The organism is Vibrio sp. 1288, from assembly GCF_033344475.1.
Map to the genome: position 1 here is coordinate 1 of NZ_JAWPOX010000086.1, position 1658 is coordinate 1658.

Sequence of the window (1658 nt, forward strand, 5' to 3'; positions counted from 1 at the left end):
TGCCACTGGCATTGATTGGTGTCACCACGGGCTTGTTGGCACTCAATACGCCGTTTGGCTTTATGGCGTTGCTAGGCTTTTTGAGCTTATCTGGTATGGTACTCAAAAACGGCATTGTTCTGCTCGACCAAATTGAAATTGAGATGAAGTCGGGGAAAGAGGCATATGACGCAGTGGTTGATGCGGCAGTCAGTCGTGTTCGCCCAGTGTGTATGGCAGCGATTACCACCATTTTGGGTATGATTCCTCTTCTACCTGATATCTTCTTTAAACCGATGGCGGTAACGATTATGTTTGGTTTAGGTTTTGCCACCATCCTGACACTTATTGTCGTGCCAGTGTTGTATCGTCTGTTCCATAAAGTGTCGGTGCCGAAATAGGCTTAATGTAAAGTTCAGTGCCTCTAGCTGGTGAGTTAGAGGCGCTTTTTATAAGGACGAAAAATGACAGAACACAAAACGTGCGCGTGGGCGATGAACCACCCTCTAGAGCGCGCATATCACGATGCAGAGTGGGGCGTTCCGGTTTATGACGACAAAGTGTTGTTCGAATTTATTACGTTGGAAGGTGCGCAAGCAGGATTGAGTTGGATTACGATTCTGAAAAAACGTGAAGGATACCGAGAAGCGTTTGAAAACTATGATTTGGACGCGTTGGAACAGAGAAATGAAGAGCGTGCCGAGTTCATCGTCGAAAACTTCGATGTAGTGAAGCATCGCGGCAAAATCAATTCGGTATTTAGCAACGCTAAAGCAGCCAAAGCACTTATTGCTGAATATGGCAGCTTATCAGAGGCGTTGTGGCAGTTTGTCGATGGCAAGCCTGTGGTAAATCAGTGGCATGAAATGAGTGACGTACCTGCTTCGACAGAACAGTCCAAAGCCATGAGTAAGTTTCTCAAAAAGAAAGGCTTTAAGTTTGTCGGTGAAACCATCTGTTATGCCTTTATGCAAGCCGTTGGCATGGTGGATGACCACATCGTTGGATGCCCTAAAAAACAAAACCAGTAACGTTTCGTTTATATAATTGTTCAGTTTATACAGCTAGTTCTGGCTGTCATGAATACGTTCCAAGGCTTCGATACGGCGCCATTGAGTTGTCTCGAAGCTTTGCTTTCTCAAATTAGCAATTTCTAACTGCTTCTGTTCGCGACCCAAAAATTCATCATCAAGAATATCTGCACGTTTTTCTAGGTAATTTGTCAGCTCTATTTCAAACGTCGCTCGTTGTTCATCCAATTTTTGCAGCCTTTGCGCGCCTTCTTCTCCTACCAACTCGACGCGAGCGAGATACTTATCCTGTGAACTGAGTAATGTGGTTTGGTCGAGTTGCCTCGTCAAGGCATTGTTGCGTTCACTTTGCTGGATGTACTCAGGTTGTTCAGATAACGCTTGGTTGAGTAGTAGTTGCTGAGAATCAGAGTCTTGCTCGTACGTTTTAATCACCAGTTTCTCTATTGCGAGTTGGCGTAGTCGATTTTCTTCATCAAATAGTTGGGAAATTTGTTGATCGTTAAAGTATTCAAGTTGCAAATTTAGAATGGCTTCATTCAGCCGTTGCAATTGGCTTAATGACAACGTCGTATCTTCAAGTGGTTCTAATTTAGAAAGCGCCCGTTTGTACGCGAGATAGGTTTGAAACAACTCAACATCAATGCC

3 protein-coding genes are annotated in these 1658 nt (G+C 44.2%); 2 read left to right on the forward strand and 1 reads right to left on the reverse strand.

Annotated features, from left to right (window positions below; translation table 11 throughout):
* Both R8O11_RS24755 and R8O11_RS24760 read left to right on the forward strand, forming a co-directional pair.
* Positions 1–380: efflux RND transporter permease subunit (locus tag R8O11_RS24755; RefSeq protein ID WP_318194549.1), on the forward strand; the 380-nt coding region annotated here is incomplete at its 5' end.
* A 63-nt stretch (positions 381–443) separates the two neighbouring features.
* Complete coding sequence (locus tag R8O11_RS24760) at positions 444–1010, forward strand: DNA-3-methyladenine glycosylase I (protein WP_025606574.1); 567 nt, start codon at positions 444–446, stop codon at positions 1008–1010.
* A 33-nt stretch (positions 1011–1043) separates the two neighbouring features.
* On the opposite strand, the gene R8O11_RS24765 is transcribed toward R8O11_RS24760, so the two are convergent.
* The coding region (locus R8O11_RS24765; RefSeq protein ID WP_318194550.1) for a lipase secretion chaperone at positions 1044–1658 on the reverse strand (615 nt) is incomplete at its 5' end.